Genomic DNA, 25,363 nt, shown 5'->3' with positions numbered 1-25,363 from the left:
TACCAAATACAAGTAGTATCCGGTTAATAATGCTTTTCCTTATAATAATGCCACGTTATGCCTCATGGTTAAGCCTGCTTATTATATCTGCCTGATTTGCATTGGCCTGTTCTGTCTGCTCAGTTTTAAAACGAATCTAAGAACGACGCTGACCGAAGGGCCTTCTCCTGCCAAAACACCCATTGAAGAACGGGCTACGTTCCAGCTAGAGCCTGGTTTGGATATTCAGCTAGTTGCGGCTGAGCCGATGGTAGAAGATCCTGTCGTGATTACGTTCGATGAAAACGGTCGGCTCTGGGTTGTGGAGATGCGCGGATTTATGATGGACATTGACGGTAACGGCGAAGATAAACGGGTCGGGCGTGTATCCGTTTTGGAAGATACCAACGGTGACGGGCAGATGGACAAGAGTAGTGTGTACATCGACAGTCTGGTAATGCCCCGAGCCATTGCATTGATACCCGGTGGTGCGCTCATCGCCGAAAGTGGAGCCTTATGGCTGACGAAAGACACGAACGGAGATTTAAAAGCCGACACAAAAACGCTTGTTGACGCACAATATGCCGCAACTGGCCTTCCCGAACATGCCCCAAACGGCCTCTGGCGGAGTATGGACAACTGGTATTATAATGCTAAAGCGCGGGTTCGTTATCGAATGACAAACGGCAAATGGGAGCGCGATAGCACCGAATTTCGTGGACAATGGGGCATTAGCCACGACGATCAGGGACGGCTTTATTACAACTATAACTGGTCGCAACTCCATGCTGACCTAGTCCCACCGAACTATCTATCGCGAAACAAAAATCACAAACCAACAACCGGTATCGACTATGGTTTAACGATCGACCGGCGCGTATATCCGATTCGGCCCAATCCGGCTGTAAACCGGGGTTATATACCCGGAACGTTGGACAAAGAAGGTCATTTACAGGAGTTTACAGCTGCCTGTTCTCCACTTTTTTACCGTGGAACAGCCTTATCCAAAGAATATTATGGGAATGCGTTTGTCTGCGAACCGGCCGGAAATCTGATTAAGCGAAACGTAGTAGAATCGAAAGGTTTACTGATTTCTGCCAAAGATCCGCATCCTGGCAAAGAATTCCTGGCATCCACCGACGAGCGATTCCGCCCGGTTCATATGGCAACTGGGCCGGATGGCGCGCTATATATCGCTGATATGTATCGGGGGCTTATTCAGCATAAAGCTTATGTGACACCCTATTTAAAGGAGCAAACCCTTTCCCGTGATCTGGTATTGCCGATCAATCGGGGACGTATCTGGCGGATTGTGCCGCAGAACTGGAAAGCGCAGAAGGCGAAAAAACTTTCGGATGCTTCCCCTGAGGAATTAGTGGCAGAATTGTCCAGTCCCGACGGATGGCATCGCGATATGGCGCAGGGTTTATTGATTGATCGGGCCGACAAACGCGTTGGTGCATCTCTGATGAATCTGGCTCAAAAAGGAGATCAACCACTAGGCCGATTTCATGCCATGTGGACGCTGGATGGACTGAAATTGAGCAACCCGGCAATGCTGCTCAGTCTGGTAAATGATCCGAATTCGTTGGTCAGCAGCACCGCGATTCGGTTGCTGGAACCCTTTGCCATGTCGGATAAAGTAATTCGAACAAAACTGGGTAAGCAATTGCTGGCTAATTGGGAGAAAGCACCGATCGAGCAAATTCTTCAGATGACGCTCACAGCTGGCGTTCTTGATCCTGCCGAAGCTCATCCTTTATTGGCAAACATTGTTCAACAATATGGCGAATCGCCGTTGATTCGGGATGCCGCTATGAGTAGTCTTCAAAATCAGGAATTTGCGTTTCTGCAACGATTGCTCGCATCACCACAATGGCAAACGCACGAACCAACGAAAGAGATTTTTGTCGAAACACTGGCGACGGCTGTCGTTAAGAAACGAAACCCAACGGAATTAGCGTCTTTACTGGCAAAGCTCAATACGGGAAAAGAAGCGTTAGGCTGGCAGCAAAAATCGGTGCTGACCGGACTTTCGATAGGGGGGAGCAGTAGCAAACTGAAACCAATCAAATTGGCATCCGCTCCGGCTTTATTGACCAGTGCCTCCGCTAAAGTTGATCCGTCGCGATTGTCAACGTTATCGGCTATGTTCGAATGGCCAGGTCACGTTGCCAGCAAAAACGTCGCGCAGAAAAAGAGCCTGCTGAACGACGAAGAACAAAAGCAGTTTGCACTCGGTCGGCAACATTATCTGAGCACCTGTTCAGGCTGTCACGGTACGGATGGGGCAGGATTGGCGCGATTTGCTCCTCCGCTCATTGGTTCTGAATGGGTATTGGGTGACGAAAAACGATTAGCACTCATTGTGTTGCACGGAATCGAAGGGCCAATTGAAGTAGCCAAACGCATTTACGACGCACCCGATATTCTCCCGGTAATGCCATCCCATTCCACGATGGACGATGGTGCGATCACCGCCATACTAACGTATATCCGGAACGAATGGGGGAATAGTGCCGGGCCAATGGGCAGACGAACCGTTAGCATGACCCGTGTTACCTCGCAGGGGCGAGTAGTGCCCTGGACGGCCAAAGAATTGAACAAATACATTCTCGAAGCCAAAGCCCCTCCCGCCAACGGAAATTAGGCCAACGGCCAGTAACGAGACATTGCGGAATTACCTGAACCTTTTTTAACCTAATGAATCGACGAGATTTTTTACAGCGGGCTTCGGTAGGCGCTATGGCACTATCGTTACCCCAAATTCCTGAATTCCTGGCCGATAAGCGCATGGGAATTGTGGTGCATTCCTACTGGAGCCGATGGAATTCGAAGGTCGAGAGTAAAAAGTATCCGGCGTTTACGAATGCCCTTCAACTGTTAGACCATTGCCATCAGCTTGGTGGAGGAGGCATACAGGCAATTGTCAACGGTTGGTCGACGGATTTCGCGAAGAAAGTACGTGACGAACGGGAAAAGCTTGGCCTTTATCTGGAAGGGTCGATTAGTTTACCCAAAAAAGCGGAGGACGTTCCAAAGTTTGATCAGGATGTTGCCAACGCTCGCGAAGCAGGAGCCCAGGTACTGCGAACCGTTTGTTCGAATGGTAGACGTTATGAGACATACCACTCAGCTCAGGCAATTGACGACCTCAAAAAGAACTCATTAGCATCGCTACAACTCGCTGAGCCTGTGTTGCGAAAACACAAAGTCAAACTTGGCGTCGAAAACCATAAAGATTTGCAGGCACCTGATCTGGCCAACCTTATAAAACAGATCAATAGCGAATGGGTGGGCGTGACTCTCGATTTTGGAAACAGTATGGCGTTGCTCGAAGATCCGATGAAAGTGGTGGAAACATTGGCTCCTTACACATTCAGCACACACGTGAAAGACATGGCTGTAGAAGAATACACCAATGGATTTCTCTTGTCGGAAGTGCCCATGGGGAAAGGTATTCTGGATTTGCAAAAGATGGTCGATCTCTGTAAAAAACATAATCCATCGGGTACATTTAGTCTGGAAATGATCACACGCGATCCCTTGGAAATTCCCTGTCTGACGGATGCCTACTGGGAAACGTTTCCAACCCTGCCTGCGTCTGAATTGTCCAAAATGCTGAGACTGGTCAAACAACACAAGTACGCTGGGGGCCTTCCCAGAGTATCGCAGTTAAGCAACGACGAAAAATTGGCTGTTGAAGAAAAGAACATCGTCGAATGTCTGGCCTATAGTCGGGATAAATTGGGAATGAAGTAGATGGGTTAGTTTGTGCTTCAAGCTAAAAATTACAAACTGCAAATAATGAGTAAAGAATTGCTACCGGGAGTTAAACAATTTGATTTGACAGGAAGAGCCGCCATCGTAACGGGCGGTTCCAAAGGATTAGGCTTAGCTATGGCCGCTGGACTGGCTTCGGCAGGAGCCAATCTGATGCTGGTTAGTCGGAATGGTGCCGAAGGTCAGAAAGCGGCTGACGAATTAAGCCGGGATTTTGGTATAAAAGCCATTGCGTTTTCCGCCGATATTACGAATCAGGACCAAGCCGAAGCCATGGCGAAGATGGCTATGGATACGTTTGGTCGGATTGATGTGCTGATTAATAGTGCAGGCATTAATATTCGCGGGCCGATCGATGAACTTACGCTCGACGAATTCAGTGCTGTGCTGGACATCAATGTAAAAGGTACCTGGCTGGCTTCGAAAGCGGTTATCCCGTATATGAAACAGGCTGGTCGGGGAAGTATAATCAACCTGGCTAGTACACTTGGTTTGGTCGGTTTGGCGAATCGAACGCCTTATACCGCTAGTAAAGGGGCCGTTGTTCAGATGACACGGGCACTAGCGTTGGAAATGGCTCCCTACAATATCACCGTCAATGCCATTTGCCCCGGCCCTTTCCTGACGTCAATGAATGTTCCAATCGCTGATACCGAAGAAGGTAAAAAGTTTGTCGTAGGCGCAACAGCGTTAGGCCGATGGGGAGAACTGCGCGAGATTCAGGGAGCCGCTATTTTTCTTGCCAGTAATGCCGGAACCTACATGGTCGGCTCGATGGTCACCGTTGACGGCGGCTGGACAGCAAGGTAAATTAGCGATGAGTGATGAACGATACGTGATGAGTTAGCTGAGGTTAACTTGTTTTATATGCGTCAGCAAACTCATCACGTATCGTTCATCACTCATCGCTAAAATTCTCTATTGATTTCCCTAAAACCTGATAACTCATCATGCAACTAACCCCACCTACCGTGAAACCTACTCGAGTGCGTTATGGTATGTTGGCGCTCGTTTTCGTTAATGTAGCGATTAACTATCTGGACCGCGCCAATCTTTCGGTGGCAGCTACTGCGCTTGGGAAAGATCTCGACCTGTCGACCAAGGAATTAGGCTATATTTTTTCGGCGTTTGGCTGGGCGTATGCGGCATTGCAAATTCCCGGTGGCATCATTGCTGACCGATATGTTCCGCGAATTTTGTATGCATTTTGCCTGATTACCTGGTCAATCGCTACAATAGCGCAGTCAATTGTGAACGGATTTCTAAGCTTATTTTCACTCCGATTGTTGACGGGTACATTTGAAGCTCCTTCCTATCCAATTAATAACCGCGTCGTAACCAGTTGGTTTCCAGATAATGAGCGAGCATCGGCGATCGCCATGTATGTATCTGGGCAATTTATTGGATTAGCTTTTCTGACGCCTGTTTTAGTATTGATCCAGTCTTATGCAGGCTGGAAAGGTCTGTTTATAATAACCGGATTTGTAGGACTGATTTGGGGTATTGTCTGGTATTTGTTCTATCGCGACCCGTTAGATCATTCAAAAGTGAATCAGGCTGAACTGGATTATATTGAAGAAGGAGGGGGGCTATTTCATGGTAAGAAATCGGGCGTCGATAATCCATCGTTATGGCGCTGGGAGAATTTCAAACTGATCCTCTCGAAACGAACCTTATGGGGTGTCTACATTGGTCAGTTTTCCGTCAATGCAACGCTCTGGTTCTTTCTAACCTGGTTTCCAACGTATCTCGTCAAGTACCGGGGTATCGATTTTAAACAGTCGGGCTATCTGGGATCTGTTCCGTTTCTGGCAGCTTGTGCCGGATTACTTCTGTCTGGATTCATATCAGATCGATTGGTCAAACAGGGTAAATCGGTGAGCATGGCTCGGAAAACGCCAATTATTGCTGGTTTACTCTTGTCGGTAGTGATTATTGGGGCCAACTATACGGATGATGTTTCCATGATTATCTTCTTCATGTCGCTGGCATTTTTTGGCGTTGGTATGGCGTTGATCTCCTGGGTATTCGTGTCGATTTTATCGCCGAAACAGTTGATTGGCCTTACAGGTGGGGTATTCAATCTGATGGGAAATCTGGCGTCAATTGTGGTTCCCATCACCATTGGTCATTTAATTACGGGCACGGATTTTAAACCGGCTATTGTATTTATTGGCATAGTCGAATTTATAGGCGCGTGTTCCTATATCTTTTTGGTAGGTAAAGCAGAACGCATTACGACCAGTACCGATGCGAAACAGCAGGAATTAGTTTTATAAAACTCTGTTTTGTGGGGCTGTTTGGTAGGTAGATCGCCAACTGGAAAAACCCGCTCGAAGAACGACCAAAGCAATTAGCCAAAAGAAAACAGGCACAGCTATTTTCTTAAATTCGAATGAATAGTCGGCAGACATTAAGTCATCTACAGAGGGATCGTAAAGTGCCTTGAGCGGGTCATTTGGTTTAAGTGACTCATAATCTTCTTCACTGATGGCAATGGTTCGTTGTTGTCCCTTAAAGGAAATGTAAGCATAGTAATCGTACCACTCAGACCAGTGGCGATGTCGGCTACTTCGATGGTATGAATGGCGATGTGTCGAAATCACTTTGACCATTTCGGGGTGACCCTGTGCTTTCATGGATTGATAATATTGGTGGTACTTCCAGGTATCGTAGGTGAAGAAAATAGCAACAGCAACGAGTTCGACGATAAGAATCAGTTGCACACTAGATCGGAGAAAGGGTATGGGCAGGATGCTTACGATAATGCCGGATGCCATAAACAAAAACGCTGTGGCCAGTATTATGCAGAGTACTAATAGCTTATTTTCGTTACTGAAATCCCGAACGGTTGTCCAGTTAACTAATCGAGATTTCCCGGCATATTGGTTAAAAACAACGACCCGGCCGGGTTGTCGGAATGCATCAATAGTGGGATGATAAAGCAACTGAACCTGATCGCCCGAACTTACGTACGTATCAGTCATAACGTAACGAGTCGTGTAGGGCTTTCCCTGATACGTAAAATGGAGATAGACGCTGTTGCCTAAAATATCCCGCCAGGAACGTCGCTCGCGCTCAGCCTGATCGACTGTGACGGAAATTGGTTTCCCCTCTTTCATAAACCGACTCTGAAGTACTTCTTCCTGGTAGAAGCCCCAGCATAACCAGGTGATAACGCCCAGTACTGCCGTGAGTATCACGGACATTACGAACGTGTAAATGTGGCCTAGTGTCTTGAAAAAGTGCTGTATCATCGACGTACCAATTTAGCAGATACTATTTACTAAGGTAATCGAAAGCAAAAACCGATTGACAAGTCAGTTTTTGAACGGTAAAGTGTTGTGATTTAGTAGTCAATAAGTCTATGCGAGTGTACTCTTGGTAGATAGGTAGTTGATAACTACCATACTTCTGATTAAATCTTTTTAACAGACTCTATAAACCAGTATTTTATCATCTATTTGGTATTATACCTGGGCATCCAACCAATAGTGGGTCGGTGTCACCAATAAATAAAGTGTTTTAACATAGCTCCCGGAAAGGTTATAAAACCCGGATTTTTGCTCGTTCATACGCGTATAAATACGCTATGAGGCCGTTTAATTACCCCTTTACTTTGTCTTCTGCTAGAATTGTAGACTAGTTAGTGCCGAGCCGCCTGAGCGGCTGATTGTTGATTGGTTTGATCTTGATAAATACTATACCAATGACTACTCATCGCCATCTTCTCCTGATTTCCTGCCTGGTTTCAAGTATTGCCCTTGCGCAAGCTCAGACATTAGCTTCGTTGAACAGGCCCAATCGGACTACGGAGCCGGTAACAACGGCCCCCGAAAAGGCTCCACGTAAAACCAAAGCCGCCGTTGAGGCCCCGTTCTATGTCAAGCTGTATGGTTTCTACGGATTGCTGACGCCCGGTTCTCAGGTGACGACTAGTTATGCATCTGGCCAATCAGGTATGACGAATACGGGTTTTAAAAATAATTCGACTGGCCTGGGCTCTGGTCCAAGAGCGGGTATTGGTGTCGGTGTCATTGTTAGTGAGTTTATCAATCTGGGTATCGATGCGGACATGCTGTTCGGGTCTAGTCTAACCACCACGAACGATTATAAAGGAAGTAACTATACGTCGACGGGGTCAACAACGACATCCCTGCAAGTATTGTCAATTACGCCGAATATTACCTTTAAAGCGTTGTCGCGACCGGCCTATTACATCTATAATCGACTGGGTCTGGTAGGCGGCATCGTTATGGATTATAAAACCAGCTCCAATAGCGTTTACACCCCAACAACCGGTGGAGCGACCACAACGATCAGCGAAACCGACTACCGTGAAAACTCACTGGCGATTGGCTATCAGGCTGCATTAGGGATTCAGTTTCGCCTGGGTGAAAGCATGCGGGGATTTGCGGAAATTGTCGCGTATAACCAGTCATTCCGGCCGAAAGAGTCCTTATATACCTCTACCAGTACAAAATCAGGGACGACACCAACCAAAACTACCTCTACTTACATCTACCAGTATAGTAATGAAGGCGAATACGTAAATGCGAAGCAGAACGGTATAGACGTTTATCAGTCGCCAAGCTCGAATGTGGTAATGAACAGCATCGGTCTGGGGGCTGGTATCTTATTCCGCTTCTAATTCGCAGCTGCCATGCCACAACCCTATTATGCCTTGCCCTTGCGTCTGGATGAAGTGATACAGCACAAACCGCATCCAACCTGCTCTTTGCCACAATCCATTGCTCAGAATCTGTACCTGATGTTAACAACGCACTTCGCTGAATCGCGCTTTGATGAGTCATTTGGCTGTAGTTTGTGGGACGAAGATTTTGTGAATCAGGCAAATAGTCGCTGGAAAGAAGACGTTCGGCAATCGATTGAAACATCCATAGCTGAACATGAAAAGCGACTCACGCAGGTTCGGGTTCGGGTTGATCTCTCGGATCAGGAAATGCAGCTTGGACGAGCGAATCGCCGGGTAAAACGCCGTTTGACGGTCTGGATTGACGGTACACTCGTACGTACCAATGAGCAGTTCTCGTTTCAACGAAGTTTGTTTCTGGCACCGCTTTCAACGGAATAAGTTTCAGGTTTTACGTTTCAGGTCAGGTGGCTCATCAGCGACCTTTTGCAAGCTGAAACAGTGAACCTAAACTATCTAATCCTAAACTCAATAACCCATAATGGCTATCGATCTTGTTTCTGAGGGTTTTTCCCGTGATCGCGTGAAAACTCGGATGCTGCGCCGGGCCGCTGAGCTATGGGGGTATGCCGAAACTGATTTAGATAGCTTTGATCCTCTGGTCGCGTTGCTAATCGAGGCTTGTGCGATGGAGTTCGAACGGGTATCGGTAGAAATTGGAAACACCCAAACCCGACTTCTGGATCGACTGGCACAGGTGCTGCACCCCGAACCCGACGTAGCCCGACCTGCTTTTGCCATTGCTCAGGTCCGCCCGGTGGAGCCTCAATCGACCACATCTCCGGCAACCCAACTGAGTTTTAAACGGACTGCTGCTACACGAACGGGTTCGAACAATGCATCTGAGGCCTTTTTTTCACCAGTCGGTAATTTCTCGATTGTCGATGGGGCCGTTCGGTATCTAGCGACTACGGAGACCCTGTTTCGGGTTGAGGAAGCTACGCAGAAAATGCCGGTTGCCCAACGGCAGGGCGCATCCGCCGTGTTGCCCTACCAATCGCTTTGGCTAGGTCTTGACGTAGATGAAGACGTGACATCACTGGAAGGGGTGTCATTCTTTTTTGATTGGCCAACTGAGTCGGGGTCGTTGGAACAGCTGGCTCTACTATCAATGAGTTCCTGGTGGTTAGGAGGACAACTCATTCAGGTGCAGGCCGGATTAGCCAATACGGATGCTGCCGGAACAACGGGTTCGCTGCTGGAGAACGAATTCAACGTCATGTACAAGGTGGAAAAACAGGCCATTGCTGCCTACGAACGTCATTTTGTGCGCGTTGGAAGTGCTCCGTTATTTAAATCGCTGAATGGACAGCGACAACCCTATCCATCAACATTCAGCCAATGGTTTTCAGAACGGGAGTTGCGAACGATCAAGGAATCGCTTTGGTGGATTGAGGTGCAATTGCCGCATACGGTTAACGTGCAGACGCTGGCGGGTATGGTATGTGGAATCAATTGCTTTCCAGTCGTTAACCGACGATTACACCGGATTACGTATCGGCTTCAGCAAAATCTCAACATTATTCCACTCGAAACCGACCGCTGCTTTTTGGCCGTTCGCGAGGTGAAAACCAGTCAGAACCGTCAATTAACCGCCATTCCATTGGGAAATATGTCGGATGTAGAAGCTGAAACCTACACCGTACAATATGGCGTGAGCCGGTTTGATGATCGGGATGCTCGGCAGGCTCTGACTAACTTACAGGATTTACTGCGTGACGAAAGTGCGTCATTTGCCGCGTTGGGTGAAGATTTTCTGACGTCGGTGATTCGCGAGCTGAACCAGGCGTTGGCCCGGCTGGAAGCAAAAGTCGATCAGCAAACCCGCAAACGCGATGCTATTCCCTATCTGATCATTAAGCCTAAACAACCTGGCGATACAGTTTTTATCGAATACTGGACCTGCGATGGGGAAGCGGCTAACCGTCTGCCGATGGGAAGCCGACTAACGCCTTATTCGGATAGCTCACTTCGGAAGGACGGTAGTTTTCTAATGACGACCACAACGGGCGGGAAGGAGCGCCCGAAAGAGTCGGAAAAAATAACGCAGTATAAACGAGCGCTGTTGACCCACAACCGGATCGTAACAATTGAGGATGTACGTGCAGCTTGCCAGGCTGAATTAGGTCAGCATCTTCAATCGGTTCGAGTTGAGCGCGCTTTTCGCGTCGACCCATTACCGACAAACGGTTTTCAGCGGTGCCTGCGTGTCAGTTTGCAGCCATCCATAAGAAGCACGTATTCGCCCGACGATTGGCAACAACAGGCTGTTTTGTTGCAGCAACATCTGGAATCGCAGTCAGTGTCGGCATTACCATATGAAGTGATTATTGTATAAAGAACCCATGGAGCCGCTATCCACGTACGCTGAACGAATCAGTCAACTGCCTATCGACCTTAAAGCCGAAGTAGTGTTGGCGGATATGCTTGAAGCGGGTATTCCGCTTGACGAGTTGGTCATGAATCCAGTTGGGCTGACGAAACGAGGGTTTGGTCGCGACATTAATCGGGTGGAATGGGTTGAGGCACAGCATATTTCGAAGAAGTGGTTACAGGTCGATCTGAACCGCAGTGGCTTGTATGATCTGCTACCGGAAGGGGTATTTCATCAGCCTACCACCAACGAGGTACCGACAACGAAGGAAGCGATCCTGCACGAAATGAGCATCCAGCGTCAGCGAGAGCAGACGGCCCGGAAGTTTTTTCTGCCAATTGAACAGGAGTTTTTTCGGCAACGGATTCGAATTGAACAGGAGCAGCGTAATTATCCGATTGGAGCTGATTTGCCTCAATCAAACGATGTGCTAGGCTGGTTCTGGAATCTACCTGATTTTTTGACACCCGCACAGATAAAGCGATTGCTATATCTATTGCCGGTGATCCATGATATGGTGGGTGATTTGGCCACTATGACCGCCTGTTTCGAGCAATTGGTAGAAGAACGGGTGAGTTTAGCGCTTGAGCCTCCTGGTATGACCTTGATTGACGCCGATACCTCTCCGCTTGGCGAGTGGGAGCTAGGCGAAAGTTCTGTGTTTGATGGCTGGGTACGTGATGAAGATCCACTGTTACGTATCACTGTACACATTGATCGGACTGAACGAGTGGCTCATTATCTGCCCGGAAATAAAGGCCGTCAACTGCTTGAGTGGCTGGCTGGTTATCTGGTCCCATTGGATGCAGCCGTCGGTATCGAGTTAGATACATCCGCCCTGAAAAATGCGTTTGTACTAGCCGAAGATGAAGTTTTTGGACGATTAGACTTTACAACATATTTGATGAGTGATGAGCGATAAGTGACAAACGATGAGAAGGTAAACTAGAAGAAATACTCATCGTTCATCTCTTATCGCTCATTACTCAACTTAACCCTCTCTATTATGACTATACCAGAACTTACTTACTCCCCTGTGAACTGGGTCGACGGTATGAAGATTGCCCGGCGCCATTTTACCGAGTGGGAGAATTTTATGCATGACCAGCTGCGTGATAGCCATGCAATGGGTTTATCGCGGTTTCGCTATGGCATCTTACCGGCAAATAATTCACTTGATGTACAGATTCAATGCGATTATAATCAGAACATCAAGGTTCAATTGCGCACCTGTCGGGCCGTTAGTCCGCATGGAGGACGGATTGACTACCATAATCCGGCGGATTCATTAACGTGTTCTACCTCGTTCTCAACGCTGGCGGCCACCTACGGCCTGCAAACTGGGAAACCACAAACATTTGATGTCTTACTGACGGTCGATCCGTTCAAGCGGGTGCCAACGGGCGAACCCATTCTGACCGAAACCCCTGCGCGTCATCCGCACACTCGACCTGAGTATCGGCTCGACGTAGTGCCATCGGCTCAGGTTCGGCCCAGTGAACTAAACTATCAGATCATTATTGGGCGGGTCCGCTACGGGAACGGGGAAATGCAACAGGATACGGATTACGTACCCGCCTGTACGTCGGTCTACAGTTTGCCCCGGCTCCAGCAATGGCATCAGCAATTTGGTAAACACCTCGAATCGCTGGAATCCAATGCGTATAAAATCCTCCAGCGAACGAAAGAGCGGGATTCCAAAAATGCGCTGCAAACCAGCACGTTGATGATGGCTGAACGTATCGCATTTACACTTGGCGACATCAGTACGCGATACAGTTGGATTGTGCCCTACGAGCCACCTGTATATATGGCTGAGACCCTTCTGCGACCAATTCAGGCAGTTCGGGTCGTGATGACAATGCTCAGTGGGCGCGAACGGGAAGAATTTATTGGCTATATCAGCGAGTGGGCTGATCTGACGCCCGGTGCGCTGGAAGCCCAACTCAATGCCATTCTGCAATTGCCGTACGAGCACACCGAACTAACAACCTTACTAACCGAGCTGGACACGTTTTACCGGACCATATCGAACGTATTCTATAAGCTGGCGCAGTTGGATTTTATTGGCAAACGCAAGGGGCAAAACGTGTTCATTATCGAACACGAAGTGAAGGAAACGCCACCCGAAAAGCCACGTTCGCGCTGGAGCCCACTAGGGTAGAACCGCTAAATAAGTCGTTCTAAGTATCTGTCTGAAAATAACTTAACATTGATAGTTCTAGGTTTCAGGTTGGTAATAGCCTATTGCAGATGTGTCAGCCAATTACGTTAGTGGCTACCATGAAACATCAAACCTCAACCAGACAAAAACTTCTTTCTCGAATCCATGGAACCACTCAATAAACCTGAACGTCAACAAGCTTTTAGTCGATTTCTGGGGGTGTACTGTTTGTCGCTCAGTGTTCCACTTTTAGCTATTTACCTGCTATTTAGTGCTCCCAATTATGTATTAAAACAGGAAAATGCCCGTCTCACTGAAACGCTGAACGAACAGACTCAGAAGCTCATGAAGCCGATGGAGGGCGTTACGGCTAATTTGAAAAACCTCCAAACCACTGACCAGGCATACCTGAAAGCGACCGATATCGAGAAAGGAAGCCTAAAAACGCAATTGTCGGGCCTGGAAAGTGGAATTCAGCAGCAGGTAAATAGCCTGAAAGCCGATACGGTTCAATTACAACCCGTCAACAAGCAACTCTCGAACGGAGTCATCAAAGCCTATGACGCCGTGTTGACGTATCGGAATAGCATTTCTTATCTACGGGATTTACTGGATAAAAAAGGGATCGATGCCAGTCAGATTGATAAGTTGACAGCGGCTCTAACACAGGCTCGTCAGGAGAATGAAATGTTGAAGTTATTGGCAGCTAAAACGGCCGCTCCGGCCGCGGCTCCTGCTCCATCGGGTGGCGGTAGTGGCCCGAATTATTTGTCACAATTTCAGGAGTGTACGGCTAAAATGGTGGATGCTCAAAGACGGATTGCTGACCTGACAGCACAGTTGAAGGCAGCAGGTAGCACTCCGGCTCCTACCGTATCGGCACCAACAGTTGCGGGTGTATCACGAGCAGATGTGGAAATGGACATCGTGGATCGATGTGAGAAAAAAGCTGATGCGACAAACCGTCCACCACTCTGGCGCCGGCCGCTGTATGAATTTGCGGTTGAAACACTGGAAAAAAACACCCGCCCCGACGCTCAGCAGCGTATTACTGCGATCAATGCCAAGTTGCGCCGATTAGGTTCTGACTGAGTAACAGATGGTCAAAATTTGCCCTATTGGCCGAATCTGACGACACTATTCCCATATTCTTAACCTCCAATTCTGATGGCATACACCGAAGAAGTAAAACGGGCTATACAAATTGCTCAGGCCCTTTCGAAGGAATATCAGAATGAGATGTTCGCTCCGGCGCATCTTCTCATGGGCTTGCTTCACAATGAGGTTGGCCTGGCTTCGTGGCTGGGTGTACTGGGGCAAGATGTCCCTTACCTGCGTGAGTGGGCCGAAGTAAGAATCGAAGCTGCTCCCAAAACAAATCGACTGTCGACCAATCCGCCGGGTGATGAGCAGGTAAAATCAGCCATGGAACTGGCCGAGTTGGTAGCTATGCAATTGGGGAAATCACAGACTGACCCCGTGTGTGTGCTGGCGGCTTTGTTGAAACCCGGTTTAGCCTTTACGTCAGAGCAACTGAAGAGTTTTCCGTTGACCCAGGCTGAATTGATGCAGGCGGCTCTGGCGGATGCTGATGTGCAGTCGGCAGTTTCTCCTGCTACTGGTTCGGAGGCCAGTCCGCGAGCAACAGGTGCTGCCAAGAGCTCATCGGAGCAAGCCTTATTACGCTACTGTGTCGATAAAACGGCGATGGCTACCGAAGGACGACTCGATCCGATTCTGGGTCGTGATCGGGAAGTCAGAATGATGACCGAAACTCTGGGCCGACGGACCAAGCCCAATGTGATTCTGGTAGGGGAGCCGGGCGTTGGTAAAACCGCTCTGGCGGATGGTTTTGCTCTCAATATTGTCGCTGGTGATGTACCGGGTCATCTGAAAAATGCTCGTTTGCTTGAACTTGATTTAGGGGCGCTGGTAGCTGGAGCTTCGTATAAAGGGGAAGTTGAAGATCGGCTAAAGAGCATTCTAAAAGAGCTAAAACAGGATACGAAAATCATTCTGTTCATCGACGAAATTCATCAATTGCTGGATAGTCGGGGACCACTGGGAACGGGTGTCGCAAACCTACTAAAACCCGAACTGGCGAAAGGAAATCTGACCGTTATTGGAGCCACCACGCTTGATGAATATCGGAAATACATTGAAACGGACGAAGCCTTTAGCCGCCGGTTCGATGTATTACGGGTCGAAGAACCGTCTGTCGATATGGCGATTCGCATGGTTCAGCGACTAGTGCCATTTTATGAAAATCACCATCAGCTTACGGTCGGTCCTGATGCGGTTTCTGAAGCTGTCGTACTTGCCAAGCGATATAGCCGGAATCGTCGTCTGCCCGATGCTGCCGTTGATCTCCTCGACCGAACATTATCGGCGGTTCGGATGATTAGCGAACGCACTCCTGCCGAAATCGCTCAACTGACCGAACAGCTTAATCAGTTAACTAATTCGTTCGATGGAAGCGGCTCATTGAGTAACCTACGTTACCTGCATCAGGAACTGGAAGCGAAAGTCAGTCCGATTTTGCTGGCTAATCTGGCTGCTGAGAGCGAAGGCGAGGAAGAAGCGACAGACGATCCGTTCGAATCAGCTACGTCATTAGCGGAGCATATTCAACAAAAGCTGACCCGACTTTCTGCTCTGACAGATGCACAAAAAACGACGGTTGATCGACATGATGTGGCGGCTGTCATTTCGCATAAAACAGGTATTCCGCTGGGTAAAATCCAAAGCAAAGAGCGTGATAAGCTCCTGGAAATGGATGAGATCCTCAAGCAGAGAGTTATTGGTCAGGATCATGCTGTTAAAGCGGTTGCCGATGCCATTCTGGAATCGCGTTCTGGTCTTACAAAAGCAGGGCAGCCGATTGGGTCGTTCTTTTTGCTGGGACCAACCGGAACGGGTAAAACCGAGTTAGCTAAATCACTGGCCGATTTCCTGTTCAACGATGAGTCATTCCTGATTCGCTTCGATATGTCGGAGTTTAAGGAAGAGCATTCGGCCGCATTACTTTATGGCGCTCCTCCGGGCTATGTGGGGTATGAAGAAGGTGGGCTGCTGGTGAATAAAATCCGCGAGAAACCATATTCGGTCGTATTGTTCGATGAGATCGAAAAAGCGCACCCGTCGGTGTTCGATATCTTCCTGCAAATTCTGGACGAAGGTCGTTTGCATGACCGATTAGGAAAAGAAGGCGACTTCTCCGATGCGGTAGTCCTGTTTACGTCCAATATTGGTAGTCAGCTAGTTATCCAGCGATTTGGCGAGGGGCAGATTCCGGCGAATTCGGAGTTGATGGAAACGATGAGTCGCCATTTCCGGCCGGAATTCCTGGCTCGTTTGACCGAAATTGTGCCGTTTGCCCCGATTTCAGAGGAGAATGCCATTCGCATTTTTACGCTGCATTTGTGTAGCCTCACCGATCAACTGACTAAGCAGGGCATTTCACTTGATCTAACCCCCGAAGCACGTCGGCATCTGGCACTCTCAGGATTTACCCCACAATACGGAGCGCGTCAACTCAAAGGGGTAATTCGGAACCAGCTTCGGCGACCTATTTCCCGGATGATTATTGCTGGCGAAGTATCGAAGGGTTCGGTCATCCATGTCGACGTGAAGGACGAAGAACTTCAGTGGACTATTACACATGAATCCGCAACCGTTATTCCAACTATTAAACAACCTGCTGATATCTCAGCGCAAACCGCTTAAATCATGGGACAACCTGCCGCCCGATTAACTGATATGCACGTTTGCCCGATGCAAACCCCGGCTGTAGTACCGATTCCCCACGTTGGAGGCCCTATTATGGGACCTGGAATGCCGACCGTACTGATCGGTGGACAACCCGCTTCGGTAGTAGGGGATATGTGTACCTGCGTAGGACCGCCTGATGTCATTGTGAAGGGTTCCGCTACAGTGATGATCGGCGGAAAACCAGCCGCCCGAATGGGCGATACAACGGCTCACGGAGGCAGCATTGTAGCTGGCTATCCGACTGTGTTGATCGGAGGATAATAGATAAGTGATATTGAAAAGTTATTGATTTCTAACCGTTTAGCTGATTATATAGACCATGTTTGACTACGGAATCGGTGGGCAGGAGCGAAAGCTCAACGTCAGCGAAAGTATCGTTGATATCCCCCAGAACAAAACCCTCCTCATTGAGAAACTAACCTCTGATCCCCCTGTCAGTCCGCAAGTGGTTGAAGGACTTAAAACAGTCGGAGAGGTATTCGCCTACTTCAAACCGGAAGTAGAAGTCGAGTTCGAAACCGAGGACGGAGGGGGTACCAGCGAAACACTCCAGTTTAATTCTCTGGCAGATTTTGGGCGTAAAGGGATTATTGCCCAGAGCGAATATCTGCAGGAACTGAGCATGACCTTCGAGGATTTTCAACGCTATGTCAAGCAGTTGAAATCAAATAAAATCCTAAAAACGATGCTCGAAAATCCAGATGGTAAGGCCGCTTACATTGCTGCTATACAGGCCATGATTCGCGAGTTGGAACAAGCTTAATCAATCCGTTTACAGTTTGTAGTTCAACGTTTAGTGTTAGCTGGTGCCCGCATCAGTGGGCAGTAGTTAATCAACCTCAAACTACGAACCTGAAACTCAAAAAACTTATATGGAAGCACAGGACAAACCATTAAAAACAGGCGAAAAACTCGCTGAAGATATACCCTCGCTTGAGGCCAGCTCGGCCAAATTAGCTAAATATGGCGGGTTCGCCATTCTGGAAACTACTCTGGAAGGCGTTCAGAACCTGAATCCAGAGAAGAAAGCCCGCAAGAAAATCTTTCTGACAGAGCAGGCAAAAGAACAGGAGCGTGCTCAATTGAGTAAGCGCCTGCAACTTATGCTTGATCTGTTGACCAGTGCCGACACGGTAGCTGAACTAGCCGAAACGGCGCAAACCAAAGCGGAAGGTGCCCAAACGCTTCTTAGCGAGAACCTGCGTCGGGCTTTCGAAGCCAGCCGTGGATTAGAACAATCCTATCGTTCGGTGGCTAGTTTCTATGCCAATACCGATCAGGATAAAGTCAAAAATGTCAATATCATGAACGCCGAGCCTGAGCAACTCACGGATCTCGACAACACGACATTTATTGACGCAGTATCGGAAGAGTTCGCCCGGAACTTTGATCGTCTTGACCTTCGCGATAGTTATGCGTTGCTCGTATTACCCGGCTACCTGGGCGCAAAGAAAGTGATCGATACGTGGGCGCAGATTGCCCATAAAAATAAGGTGATGATGGTGACGGATTTTCAACATCTGGATGCGGCTGAAGATGTGGTTGATCTGTTCGAAGCGGCTGATCTGACGGGAGGTGATGCGTATCTGTCGAATGTCATGATGACCTGTAACTGGCTGGCGGGACGAGGGCGGCATCAGGACGTTGGCGAAGAAGAGGACTTATACGTACCAGGAGCAGGTGCCTTAGCGGGTAAATTACACGCTACCGTAATGTCGCAGGTATCGGCTGGGCGTAAGCATGGGGCACTCAGTGCCGCTGATGGTGTGCGCTTTCCGCTGAAGAAAAGTGAGATATCAACGCTGGAAAAAATGGGGCTGATCCCAATGGTGAATGAATACGGTAAAGTAATGCCGTTTTCGGCCAAAACGCTCTTCAATGGCGATAATCTCGGCCTGCAGACTTATTCGGTAGTTCGCGTATTCGATTACATCACCAAAGTTCTGATCGACTTCCTGAATCGCCGGGCATTCGAAAATTTCAATTTTAACACCCGAACGGAGATTCAAAAGCAGATTGTAAAATTTCTGGACAGTATAACCGGGCCCGGTAAGCTGATCGAGAAGTTTAAAGTCATCCGATTCGAACAAGATCCAAAGCAGAAAGACCGGATTTTGCTGGATATCCATATGGTGCCGTATTTCCCTGCCAAAACCTTCCTGCTCAAATTGGACGGCCAGAAAGGCGATGATCCCGATTCGGCCCAGTGGAAAGCAGATTATGATCAACAATAAGTCTTTTATTCACCCTTTTAACACGGATTAATATGGCTTCATTTAATGCCAAATTAGAAATTGACGGCCTTAGCGACCCAATAGAGTTGAGAAAAGTTTTTGTGACTTGTCACCGTAAGCGGGACACAAAAGGGCGGCCATCTTCTGCTGCTCGATGGGTCATTGCCGTAGCTATTGATACGGATGTGGATGGAACGTTTACCGAGTGGATGGTTAGCCCAACTATGACAAAAAATGTCTCGATCAAATACTATAAGATCGATGAAGAAGGGTCGGTATTGAAACAGTGGGATCTTAAAGACGCGCACTGCTATGGTATGACAGAAGGCTTTGTTGCTGACTCCTCAATTCTCATGACCACACTGACCATTTCGGGCGATCAAATAAGCAATGGCAATGCTACCTTAGAGCATCTCTGGAGCTAATCTAACATCATACAACTATGGCTTATAAAGCAAACTTAACCGTTGCCGGTCTGGAAGAATTGCCAGTTTATGAATTCTCCCTTACGCTTCACCAGGCGATGGATAACCGGGGACGGCCTGCTTCCGGCGTATTCACGGGTGATATTTTTTTAATAGTAGAAGGTGGCGACGATACCTTCTTTGAATGGCTTTGTGAGGCCACACGAACCGAGAGTGGCAAAATCAAGACCATCGACGATGCCGGAAGTACACTGGTTGAGTATTCATTTGAGAGTGCTTTCATCACCGATGTGAACGAGAGTTTTATTGATGATAGCATGGGTGTCCGAAATGAGTTCAATCTGATATCTGTTGAAGAAGACGATAATGGTAATATAGCACATAGAGTAGCGAATATAATTCGGGGTAAGGATGAAAACTTTCGTCCTTTACTTAGTGCGTATGATTCAGCTCGTGCCTTTCAGCGTCGTACGGGTAATGCTTACGTTACCTATTTTTCGTTATCGTGTGAAAAAATTCGGGTTCGGGATGTCGAACACGATAACCAGTGGGGTAAGAAGTAACTAACCAGGTTGTGTCTGGAAAACAAGAAGATTCCAGACACAACTCCTAGCGATGAGCATATTATGGCTTTTGAAGCAACGCTGAATATTGATGGAAACGCCTATAACATCAATTGGATGATGTTGGAAATTGGTCGAAAGGAAGACCAACGGGGAAAACCTGCATCCCGTCCCTCGTGGGCGTTGATTGTTAGCCTGGACGTGATGGATGATAAGGCCATTAAAAACTGGATGATTGACCCACATATGCAGAAAGATGGCAAGATTATCCTGAGCCGAATCGACGAAGCCGCTACGTTCAAAGAAATTGAATTCAAGCAATCCGTTTGTGTCTCCTACTCCGATAATTTTATGGCGGATATGAGTTACATGAATTCCCGAATTATGATAACGGGCGGAGAACTGGTTATTAACAAGGCAACATTGCGCGTTACCTGATTTTACGCTAAACGATATGTCATTTCAAGCGACCTTAACCGTTGAAGGAAAAACATTCAATGTATTGCAGTGTCTGCATACGCTTTCTCAAAAATATGACCGGGGTCGCCCAACATCAGGGGTGCGTGGAGGAACAATCTTACTGATTCTGGATGGTAGTGATGAGGACCTGCTGGGCGACTGGGCAACGGGTGCCACTACAAAAAAGAATGGCGATATTACCTTCAACCGAACCGATCAGCAATCGACGCTGCAAAAGCTGGAATTTGAAGGGGCTTATGCAACTATGTATAGCGAATTTATGTCGGCAAATACAGTTAGCCCATCCAGTATTTCAGAAGATGTTGAAGATATTGTAAATACGGATGCGGGACCGCATGACGATGATTTTAAGCTACGGTTAATCACCAATCGTAAGCGACTGGTTCGATTTATTGAACGAACAGGAAGTAGTTACTGTACAATGATCCGATTATCGGCTGAAAAAATTAAATTGGACGGTATTGATCATCAAAACACCTAACGAATGGCCAAACAGGTCATCATTCATGCAGAACTGGAAGGCGGTAAGGAGCTGAAACAGGTTTTGTCGCTCACGATCGGGCAGGATTTATTCAGCCACCACCAGTTTGAGCTTGCCGTGCCGTTTGAAGAGCTGGAAGACCGCAACGAGTTATTCTTTCACGAGTCGCACCGGAACGTCATTGGCAAAACCATTCAGTTTTCATTTGAGCCATTGCTCGAAAAAGGCTCTTTTGATTTCAAGTTCAAAGGCATCATTACTGAATTAGCGCTGAAAAACACCAGCGACCTATCTAACTCATTCATCCTGAAGGGGTATGGTTTGACAATTTTGCTGGAAGATAGTCGGCAACGTCGGTCGTTTCTGCAATGCGCGATTAGCGATATTGTCGACAAAGTACTGAGTCCGTATCCCAGCAATCTGCTCAAGCGGTCAATCAACCCCAAGCATACCGACTCCCTGAAGTATGTTGTGCAATACGACGAAACCGCATTTGAGTTTCTGGCGCGACTGGCGGCTGAATACGGCGAATGGTGTTTTTATGACGGACAGCAGCTGGTGTTTGGCAAACCAGACGATCACAAAGTAGATTTCTTAGTGGATGGCATGCAGACGTTTGCCATGAGTTTGCGGGTAAAGCCGGCCAAATTTCTCTTCAACCGATACGATTATCTGGCCGATGAAACGTACGAAAGTCACTCGAAAGATCAGGATGTAGATGGCCTGGGTCAATGGGGCGATTTTACGCTGGACGAATCAGAAAAATTATTTAGCGAAGAATCGCAGGGACCGCTACCGAAACAGGTGTACGGGCAAAAAGAGTTGGATGATGTGACCAAAACCCAGAAAGCCATGGAAGCCAGCCGTTTGGTTGATTTTCAGGGCTTTGGTGAAAATCCAGACATGTCGGTCGGAACAGTAATTTCGGTAAAAGGAACCCGTATTACGGAGCGAGGAACATCGGAAGAAAATTTCGGCAGCTATCGAGTCACCCACGTATCGCATTCGCTGGATGGCAGCGGGAATTATTCGAATACGTTCCGGGCCGTACCTGATTCAGTAGCGTATCCTCCACCAAATCCGTCCTTTAAACTTCCCATTGGCCAGCCTGAACTGGCTAAAGTGGTCGATAATGAAGATCCTGATAAATTGGGTCGGGTCAAAGTTGAGTTTATGTGGCCCGGCGATAGCAAGGAATCTGACTGGCTGCGGGTGGCCCATCCGTACACGTCTGACGGTGAAGGAATGCTGTTTGTTCCGGAGATTGATGCGCAGGTCATGATCGGTTACGAGTCAAATCTGGCTGAATATCCGTATGTAATGACCAGTTTGTATCCTAAAAACGACGGGGTTGACTATACATACCGGGATAACATTCAGAAGATTATCCAGACAAAAGCAGGTAACAAGATTAGCTTGTATGATAAAGATGGTGATGAAAAAATCGAACTAACTAATGTCAACAAGACAGACACACGCATTCTGTTATCCTTTGCCGACGATGGAAAAATTACCATCGAAACGCAAGGTACCGTTCACATAGAAGGAAACGATATTGAAGTAAAAGCGCAGAACGATATCAAACTCGAAGCACAAAACAATATCGAACTGAAAGCGACCAACAAAGTTAGTATTGAAGGCACGGCTAGTGTCGAAGTTAAGGGAGCACAAGTCAAAGCCGAGGCCGATACCAATGCTGAAATTAAAGCCAATGCGCAGCTATCCCTGAACGGCAGTGCAATGGTGGAGGTAAAAGGCGGAGTAATAATGCTGAATTAAAGATTGTTTCAAGTTTACACATCAGAAACTCGAAACAGCTTTATTCCGCTCGCATCGCAACGATCGTTGCGTTATCAACTAACCGATTCTGATTAAAATCAAGCGCCGGGTCGAAATAAACCGGGCGTTGCCACCAGGCTGTTTTCTTAGCAAATACCCATCCGAAAGGCCGTCCAGCGGCATCAGTAAACTGAATAGGACTGGCCGGAGTGCGTTCGTTGTAATCGTTAATAAAGATCAGAAACAGATCGCCCAGCGACATGGCCACTGGTGCCTTGGCTTTGAAATTCGTATAATTTGAGTCAGTAGGTGTTTTGAGAAACTCAAATTGAATCACCAAAATCTTCGACAGGTCAAGTAGATCAACATCAGGCATATCCCCGTTTATCGGATAGTACCATTTTTTATAATCGGCTGGTGGAATATCCAAATAATACTCATACGCCCGGACAATTAAAAAGGGAATAACAAAAGGTATGAGGCTGGTTACGAATGGCCATCGACTGTCGAGATGACCGGTTTTTGAATAGATAACAAATCCCAATCCCATTCCTCCCAGCATAACCACCAGGGTAATAATTAGCCCAAGACCAAACGTGGTGAAGAAGTTTGGTGCAAAGCGAGGGCTTAACCAAACGTGAAGAATGCCAACCCCTATAGCCAGTGCCTGAACCAGAATATAATATTGCTGAAAATTAGCACTTTCTAATGTGCCAGCATACGTAATTGCTCCTAGCAACAGGCCAATGACTAAGCAGTAAAGAATCCCGGGAAATCGTTTTACGGAAGCTAAATTGGGCATTACAAATAAAGATTATTGATCGAAGCAGCGTCGTTTTGGTTCATACCTGCAATATGGCCGAAAATAGGAAAGAACACACAAAAAAGTCAACGAAGGGTTGATAAAACTGTAATGTATGATTGGAAATAGTGCATTTTTGCCTTTCCTGATTTTATTCGCCTATGAATCGTCTGCTTATAAGTTTATTGGCTCTACTGACCAGTTGTGGCCCTTCGTCAAAAAAGACTGATCAGCCAGAAGCTGCTATCGTGGAAGCTCCCTTCAGGATGCCCTATAAACTAGACAAACCTACCAAAGAATACACGTTACCGAAAGAACTGACAGAAATTTCTGGATTGACCTATTTTAAGGAAGACAAGCTGCTCTGTGTTCAGGATGAAGAAGCGGTTGTGTATGTGTTCGATACGAAGAAAGGGAAAGTGACGAAGGATTTTGGCTTTGGCGGATACGGTGATTTTGAGGGTATTGAGTATATAAACGATGAAATATATGTGCTCGAAAGTAATGGAAACCTGTTTCGGTTTAAGCCCGAATCAAAACAGATCGGTCGGACAAAAACCGATTTGCCGAAAAATACCGAAGTGGAAGGACTGGGCTACGATCCCAAAACAAAACGACTACTCATTGCCGTCAAAAATGGCGGAGGTTCCGCCGACAAAGCCGTTTATTCGTTCGATTTGCTCAACAAAGCGGTGTTTCGGGATATGAGTCTGAATGACGTCCAGCTTAAAGCCGCCAATATTGATCCCAAAAAGTACAAACCTTCCGGCATTGCCGTCCACCCGATTACAGGTGAATGGTATATATTGACTGCAGCCGGAAAACGATTGGTTATTACCAGCCGTCAAGCGAAAATCAAATACTCCGAACCGCTCGATCCGAAGCTATTTCGTCAACCTGAAGGCATCTGTTTTTCGCCCAACGGCGATTTGTTTATCGCCAGTGAAGGAGCTGGTAAAAAGGGATATATCTTGAAATTTGCGTACAAAGACAGCGGTAAGTAATTGATAAACTATTTAATGCTCTTGCGGTGAATACTGGATAAGGTGGTACTTTCGCACCAAATTTCAGATTTTACTAATTCATATGCAGCTTTTAGACGGTAAGTTTTATCGCCAGAATAGATCAAAGTTAATCAATATAAAAAATTCCGAAATTCGTCTGTAATTCTCATTTTATTTACTTAAGTGACCGAAAAAGCTTATAGCTTGATTTTTTTATCCACCTATAGCTACTCCTGAAACTGGCCGACTGACCCGTCGAGAGGTTCTAGAACTAGACTTGTTTGGATCCACTGGTTTCGCCATATATTTGCCACTCTCCAACTGCTACAAGGGGACGGATAGTTAAACTGTTTCGAAGCTAGTGGAGCATAAGAAATTGTTAACGACGTAGATTCGACGAGAAAATAAATTCATCCAATTAGCTAAATAATCCCAGTCCCCATCGGCTAAAGGCAAATACGTAATATCGCCAACCTAAGCTTGATTAGGTGCAGTAGATTTACCAAACTCGATTAATCGGTTCGGACAAGCCGTTAAACCGTGGCTATAATTGGTCGTCTTCGGCACGAATTTACTAGTTTGAATGGCTCTCCAGCTTGCTCTTGTATTAAGCGACGTTTTGCTCTCCTCTTTGTTTTCGGTCGCTCTCTAGGTGTGAATCGAACTATCAAAAATGCCCATTTTACATGCTACGGCCATGACCGGTTAACCATTGGCAACTAGGTGTAGCACATCGACTTTGAACTCGGCCGGTCCGCCGGCGCGGGGTGCACTTTTGTTTGGGTAGTTTGGATTGGTTTATGGTACACG

At 47.3% G+C, this 25,363-nt stretch carries 22 protein-coding genes; 20 read left to right on the top strand and 2 right to left on the bottom strand.

What is annotated here, in order from left to right; translation table 11 throughout:
- Positions 1–64: 64 nt before the first annotated feature.
- From ACYVE4_RS10310 to ACYVE4_RS10295, 4 genes are all read left to right on the top strand, one after another.
- Entirely contained in the window at positions 65–2,629 is a 2,565-nt protein-coding gene (locus tag ACYVE4_RS10310) for a DUF7133 domain-containing protein (protein WP_461039610.1), read from the top strand.
- Between the two features lie 53 nt (positions 2,630–2,682).
- Positions 2,683–3,741, top strand: coding sequence for a sugar phosphate isomerase/epimerase family protein (locus tag ACYVE4_RS10305; RefSeq protein WP_461039608.1), 1,059 nt, complete (start codon positions 2,683–2,685; stop codon positions 3,739–3,741).
- A 45-nt stretch (positions 3,742–3,786) separates the two neighbouring features.
- Positions 3,787–4,572, top strand: a complete 786-nt coding sequence (locus tag ACYVE4_RS10300; protein WP_461039607.1) for an SDR family NAD(P)-dependent oxidoreductase — start codon at positions 3,787–3,789, stop codon at positions 4,570–4,572.
- A 140-nt stretch (positions 4,573–4,712) separates the two neighbouring features.
- Entirely contained in the window at positions 4,713–6,041 is a 1,329-nt protein-coding gene (locus ACYVE4_RS10295) for an MFS transporter (protein WP_461039605.1), read from the top strand.
- On the opposite strand, the gene ACYVE4_RS10290 is transcribed toward ACYVE4_RS10295, so the two are convergent.
- A complete protein-coding gene (locus ACYVE4_RS10290; RefSeq protein WP_461039603.1) occupies positions 6,036–6,971 on the bottom strand; it encodes a hypothetical protein in 936 nt (311 codons plus the stop codon). The genes ACYVE4_RS10295 and ACYVE4_RS10290 overlap by 6 nt on opposite strands.
- Positions 6,972–7,471: 500 nt before the next feature.
- On the opposite strand from ACYVE4_RS10290, the gene ACYVE4_RS10285 reads away from it, so the two are divergent.
- The 15 genes from ACYVE4_RS10285 (at position 7,472) to ACYVE4_RS10215 (ending at position 22,747) form a co-directional block, all read left to right on the top strand.
- Positions 7,472–8,413 (top strand): hypothetical protein, encoded by a 942-nt coding sequence (locus tag ACYVE4_RS10285; RefSeq protein ID WP_461039602.1) that lies wholly within the window; start codon positions 7,472–7,474, stop codon positions 8,411–8,413.
- Between the two features lie 12 nt (positions 8,414–8,425).
- On the top strand, positions 8,426–8,857 hold the full coding sequence (locus ACYVE4_RS10280; RefSeq protein ID WP_461039600.1) for a GPW/gp25 family protein: 432 nt from the start codon (positions 8,426–8,428) through the stop codon (positions 8,855–8,857).
- Positions 8,858–8,957: 100 nt separating this feature from the next.
- Positions 8,958–10,814 carry a type VI secretion system baseplate subunit TssF gene (locus tag ACYVE4_RS10275; protein WP_461039599.1) on the top strand — a complete coding sequence of 619 codons (1,857 nt, stop codon included), beginning with the start codon at positions 8,958–8,960 and terminating at the stop codon, positions 10,812–10,814.
- 7 nt (positions 10,815–10,821) lie between these two features.
- On the top strand, positions 10,822–11,772 hold the full coding sequence (locus ACYVE4_RS10270) for a hypothetical protein (RefSeq protein ID WP_461039598.1): 951 nt from the start codon (positions 10,822–10,824) through the stop codon (positions 11,770–11,772).
- 84 nt (positions 11,773–11,856) lie between these two features.
- Positions 11,857–13,014, top strand: a complete 1,158-nt coding sequence (locus ACYVE4_RS10265) for a hypothetical protein (protein ID WP_461039596.1) — start codon at positions 11,857–11,859, stop codon at positions 13,012–13,014.
- Between the two features lie 165 nt (positions 13,015–13,179).
- On the top strand, positions 13,180–14,106 hold the full coding sequence (locus ACYVE4_RS10260; RefSeq protein WP_461039594.1) for a hypothetical protein: 927 nt from the start codon (positions 13,180–13,182) through the stop codon (positions 14,104–14,106).
- Positions 14,107–14,181: 75 nt separating this feature from the next.
- Positions 14,182–16,740: an ATP-dependent Clp protease ATP-binding subunit gene (locus ACYVE4_RS10255; protein WP_461039592.1), complete on the top strand. Its 2,559-nt coding sequence runs from the start codon at positions 14,182–14,184 to the stop codon at positions 16,738–16,740.
- Between the two features lie 3 nt (positions 16,741–16,743).
- On the top strand, positions 16,744–17,046 hold the full coding sequence (locus tag ACYVE4_RS10250) for a PAAR domain-containing protein (protein WP_461039590.1): 303 nt from the start codon (positions 16,744–16,746) through the stop codon (positions 17,044–17,046).
- A gap of 58 nt (positions 17,047–17,104) precedes the next feature.
- A complete protein-coding gene (locus ACYVE4_RS10245; protein WP_461039589.1) occupies positions 17,105–17,548 on the top strand; it encodes a hypothetical protein in 444 nt (147 codons plus the stop codon).
- 109 nt (positions 17,549–17,657) lie between these two features.
- Positions 17,658–19,019: a DUF5458 family protein gene (locus tag ACYVE4_RS10240; RefSeq protein ID WP_461039588.1), complete on the top strand. Its 1,362-nt coding sequence runs from the start codon at positions 17,658–17,660 to the stop codon at positions 19,017–19,019.
- A 32-nt stretch (positions 19,020–19,051) separates the two neighbouring features.
- On the top strand, positions 19,052–19,444 hold the full coding sequence (gene tssD, locus ACYVE4_RS10235; protein WP_461039586.1) for a type VI secretion system tube protein TssD: 393 nt from the start codon (positions 19,052–19,054) through the stop codon (positions 19,442–19,444).
- A 17-nt stretch (positions 19,445–19,461) separates the two neighbouring features.
- On the top strand, positions 19,462–20,007 hold the full coding sequence (tssD, locus tag ACYVE4_RS10230) for a type VI secretion system tube protein TssD (protein ID WP_461039584.1): 546 nt from the start codon (positions 19,462–19,464) through the stop codon (positions 20,005–20,007).
- 63 nt (positions 20,008–20,070) lie between these two features.
- Positions 20,071–20,445, top strand: a complete 375-nt coding sequence (tssD, locus tag ACYVE4_RS10225; protein ID WP_461039582.1) for a type VI secretion system tube protein TssD — start codon at positions 20,071–20,073, stop codon at positions 20,443–20,445.
- A 16-nt stretch (positions 20,446–20,461) separates the two neighbouring features.
- A complete protein-coding gene (gene tssD, locus ACYVE4_RS10220; protein ID WP_461039581.1) occupies positions 20,462–20,968 on the top strand; it encodes a type VI secretion system tube protein TssD in 507 nt (168 codons plus the stop codon).
- Between the two features lie 3 nt (positions 20,969–20,971).
- Entirely contained in the window at positions 20,972–22,747 is a 1,776-nt protein-coding gene (locus tag ACYVE4_RS10215) for a type VI secretion system Vgr family protein (RefSeq protein ID WP_461039579.1), read from the top strand.
- 40 nt (positions 22,748–22,787) lie between these two features.
- On the opposite strand, the gene ACYVE4_RS10210 is transcribed toward ACYVE4_RS10215, so the two are convergent.
- Positions 22,788–23,549: a TssN family type VI secretion system protein gene (locus ACYVE4_RS10210; RefSeq protein WP_461039578.1), complete on the bottom strand. Its 762-nt coding sequence runs from the start codon at positions 23,547–23,549 to the stop codon at positions 22,788–22,790.
- Positions 23,550–23,710: 161 nt separating this feature from the next.
- Here ACYVE4_RS10210 and ACYVE4_RS10205 point away from each other — a divergent pair, with 161 nt between their 5' ends.
- Positions 23,711–24,553: an SdiA-regulated domain-containing protein gene (locus ACYVE4_RS10205; protein ID WP_461039576.1), complete on the top strand. Its 843-nt coding sequence runs from the start codon at positions 23,711–23,713 to the stop codon at positions 24,551–24,553.
- The last annotated feature ends 810 nt before the right edge of the window (positions 24,554–25,363 follow it).

This window comes from Spirosoma harenae, from assembly GCF_054776975.1.
This window is presented reverse-complemented; position numbering and strand designations above follow the sequence as displayed.

What these genes read in the sequence shown, in the direction of transcription:
- ACYVE4_RS10310 (WP_461039610.1), top strand. Translation starts at nt 65, where the DNA reads ATGGTTAAGCCTGCTTATTATATCTGCCTGATTTGCATTGGCCTGTTC.
- ACYVE4_RS10305 (WP_461039608.1), top strand. Translation starts at nt 2,683, where the DNA reads ATGAATCGACGAGATTTTTTACAGCGGGCTTCGGTAGGCGCTATGGCA.
- ACYVE4_RS10300 (WP_461039607.1), top strand. Translation starts at nt 3,787, where the DNA reads ATGAGTAAAGAATTGCTACCGGGAGTTAAACAATTTGATTTGACAGGA.
- ACYVE4_RS10295 (WP_461039605.1), top strand. Translation starts at nt 4,713, where the DNA reads ATGCAACTAACCCCACCTACCGTGAAACCTACTCGAGTGCGTTATGGT.
- ACYVE4_RS10290 (WP_461039603.1), bottom strand. Translation starts at nt 6,971, where the DNA reads ATGTCCGTGATACTCACGGCAGTACTGGGCGTTATCACCTGGTTATGC.
- ACYVE4_RS10285 (WP_461039602.1), top strand. Translation starts at nt 7,472, where the DNA reads ATGACTACTCATCGCCATCTTCTCCTGATTTCCTGCCTGGTTTCAAGT.
- ACYVE4_RS10280 (WP_461039600.1), top strand. Translation starts at nt 8,426, where the DNA reads ATGCCACAACCCTATTATGCCTTGCCCTTGCGTCTGGATGAAGTGATA.
- ACYVE4_RS10275 (WP_461039599.1), top strand. Translation starts at nt 8,958, where the DNA reads ATGGCTATCGATCTTGTTTCTGAGGGTTTTTCCCGTGATCGCGTGAAA.
- ACYVE4_RS10270 (WP_461039598.1), top strand. Translation starts at nt 10,822, where the DNA reads ATGGAGCCGCTATCCACGTACGCTGAACGAATCAGTCAACTGCCTATC.
- ACYVE4_RS10265 (WP_461039596.1), top strand. Translation starts at nt 11,857, where the DNA reads ATGACTATACCAGAACTTACTTACTCCCCTGTGAACTGGGTCGACGGT.
- ACYVE4_RS10260 (WP_461039594.1), top strand. Translation starts at nt 13,180, where the DNA reads ATGGAACCACTCAATAAACCTGAACGTCAACAAGCTTTTAGTCGATTT.
- ACYVE4_RS10255 (WP_461039592.1), top strand. Translation starts at nt 14,182, where the DNA reads ATGGCATACACCGAAGAAGTAAAACGGGCTATACAAATTGCTCAGGCC.
- ACYVE4_RS10250 (WP_461039590.1), top strand. Translation starts at nt 16,744, where the DNA reads ATGGGACAACCTGCCGCCCGATTAACTGATATGCACGTTTGCCCGATG.
- ACYVE4_RS10245 (WP_461039589.1), top strand. Translation starts at nt 17,105, where the DNA reads ATGTTTGACTACGGAATCGGTGGGCAGGAGCGAAAGCTCAACGTCAGC.
- ACYVE4_RS10240 (WP_461039588.1), top strand. Translation starts at nt 17,658, where the DNA reads ATGGAAGCACAGGACAAACCATTAAAAACAGGCGAAAAACTCGCTGAA.
- tssD (WP_461039586.1), top strand. Translation starts at nt 19,052, where the DNA reads ATGGCTTCATTTAATGCCAAATTAGAAATTGACGGCCTTAGCGACCCA.
- tssD (WP_461039584.1), top strand. Translation starts at nt 19,462, where the DNA reads ATGGCTTATAAAGCAAACTTAACCGTTGCCGGTCTGGAAGAATTGCCA.
- tssD (WP_461039582.1), top strand. Translation starts at nt 20,071, where the DNA reads ATGGCTTTTGAAGCAACGCTGAATATTGATGGAAACGCCTATAACATC.
- tssD (WP_461039581.1), top strand. Translation starts at nt 20,462, where the DNA reads ATGTCATTTCAAGCGACCTTAACCGTTGAAGGAAAAACATTCAATGTA.
- ACYVE4_RS10215 (WP_461039579.1), top strand. Translation starts at nt 20,972, where the DNA reads ATGGCCAAACAGGTCATCATTCATGCAGAACTGGAAGGCGGTAAGGAG.
- ACYVE4_RS10210 (WP_461039578.1), bottom strand. Translation starts at nt 23,549, where the DNA reads ATGCCCAATTTAGCTTCCGTAAAACGATTTCCCGGGATTCTTTACTGC.
- ACYVE4_RS10205 (WP_461039576.1), top strand. Translation starts at nt 23,711, where the DNA reads ATGAATCGTCTGCTTATAAGTTTATTGGCTCTACTGACCAGTTGTGGC.